This is a genomic window from Candidatus Accumulibacter aalborgensis, assembly GCF_900089955.1.
GTDB classification, from domain to species: Bacteria; Pseudomonadota; Gammaproteobacteria; order Burkholderiales; family Rhodocyclaceae; genus Accumulibacter; species Accumulibacter aalborgensis.
In genome coordinates this window covers 1-1,819 of the sequence record NZ_FLQX01000085.1, presented here as the reverse complement: position 1 = coordinate 1,819, position 1,819 = coordinate 1, and the positions used below count along the sequence as shown (strand labels likewise).

At 60.0% G+C, this 1,819-nt stretch carries 1 protein-coding gene and 1 pseudogene; both read right to left on the bottom strand.

Annotated elements, in window-relative coordinates; translation table 11 throughout:
• Window positions 1–67: 67 nt before the first annotated feature.
• Window positions 68–643: pseudogene (locus ACCAA_RS21945) on the bottom strand (IS1634 family transposase); the annotation flags it as partial.
• Between the two features lie 34 nt (window positions 644–677).
• A complete protein-coding gene (locus ACCAA_RS21940) occupies window positions 678–1,685 on the bottom strand; it encodes an IS1634 family transposase (RefSeq protein ID WP_425394455.1) in 1,008 nt (335 codons plus the stop codon).
• Between the last annotated feature and the right edge of the window lie 134 nt (window positions 1,686–1,819).

The window sequence follows — 1,819 nt, the reverse complement described above, 5'->3', positions numbered from 1 at the left end:
ACGCAATTATGCTGTAAGTATCGGTTTTTGTTAAAATAATAGCCGATGCCGCAAAAGCGGCGTCTGCCTACGCGGCGAGCTTGTCGGGTTTGGCCTTGAGCTGGAAGGACAGGCCGATGGCGTCGAGGATTTTGGCCTGTTGCTCGTCCGGGCGTGGCAGATGCGTGTGACGCTGACCGTTGCGGTCAGTGCTGTAGAGATAGGTCAATCGCCCGAGCGCCACCAAGGCGTCGTCCGGAGTGATGGCGGCGGGGTTGTCTTCGGTAGTCCCGAACGTCTGGCGCAGATCGGCTTCAAACCGCCGCGTGATCTTCAAAGCGAGCATCGCCACGAAGACATGCGCCTTGGTCCGCTCGGCCTTGCGCAGGAAGATCGGGCGAATTTCCAGGAAGGTGGTTTTCACGGTACGGAAGTTGCGCTCGACTTTTTGCAGGTCGCGATAACGCGCATCGATCGTCTTCGCGTCCATCAAGGTCAGCGGCACATCGGTTTCCAGCAGATAGCAGCCGTCGAGCAGGGCGTCTTGCGCTTTGGCTTCCTCGTCGAGGGTACAGACAATGACGCGTTCTTTCAGCGTCAGGGTGACAAACGCGCTGAGCTTGTGGCTCTTGGCCCAGCGCTGCAAGGCGGCCAGGCCTGCCGCCGCGCTGGCGCGCCTGGAGTCCTTGACGAAGGCATTACGTTCGGCGACCTTGCGCTTGCAACTGCGCTAACTTGTCCTCTCGCCGCCGCCCCTCGCGCACCCGCACGGTTTCGTTCCGGCGCACGATCAGGCGCTTGTCGTCGTGCTCCACCTCGCACAGGTGCGCATCGAACAGATCCGTCTGCAGCACGCCCTCCTTGAGGAAGGTGCGTATCTGGGCGTCAGTCAAGGCCGTGATATAACGGAAGCCCTCCGCCGACAGCGCGGCCTTCCCCTTGGCCTTGATCATTCCCCGATCGCCCACCATCACCACCTCGGCAATCCCGAACTGCTCCTTCAGGATCGTGATCTGGCTGGCCACCGTCGTCGGGTCCGCGGTGTTGCCTTCAAAGACGCGCACCGCCAGGGGCTCGCCGTCCTCGGCGGTCAACAAACCGATGACGATTTGCTGCTTGCCTCGCTTGCCGTCGCGGTTGTAGCCGTATTGCCCCAGCTCGTTGCATTCCCCTTCGAAATAGCTTGAGGTCACGTCGTACAGCACCAGGACCGGTGGTTGGCCCTGCTCCTTGACGTAGGCCTGGTACAGTTCCCGCTCGATGCGCTCCTGCTGGCTCGCCAGCCAGTCCAGCGCGGCATAGAGGTCGTCCTCATCGAACGTCTCCACCCCCAACACATCGGCCACCGTGTGTTGTTTCGCCCAGCGTACCGCCGACAACCGCGAGCCCCCATGCGCGATACGCGCGAGAATCAGGAACAGGTTGAGCTTGCTTTCCGCAGCGCTGCCCAGCACCCGCGTGATGCCCACCTGGTCGGCCAACTGCTTGAGTGCAAACAGCACGCCAAAAATCTCGCCGCTGGTCATCTCTCCCGACCAGTCGTCGAATTCGCCCTTCACCAGACGTTCCATGGCGACGATCCGCTCCGGTGCCCAGTTCGTCAGATTGGCGATGGTTCGTGTGCAGACTTTGCCGCCCTCACGATAGGACTCACGAAGCAGAATGGCCGGCCTGGATTTTCGGTTGGGGACGCGGGCGATGTACATGCCGACAATAAAAGCATATAGCTCATTGTTTGTCAAGCACTATTATCTATATTACATGCCTACATTTTCGCCGATTTTCTGATTTCCTACAATGAATCAACGACTTAGATCAAGGGCTCCGGGAAGGTCCGTCG

Bases quoted from the DNA above. Each gene is read 5' to 3' on its own strand.
- ACCAA_RS21940 (WP_425394455.1), bottom strand. From the start codon at position 1,685: ATGTACATCGCCCGCGTCCCCAACCGAAAATCCAGGCCGGCCATTCTG.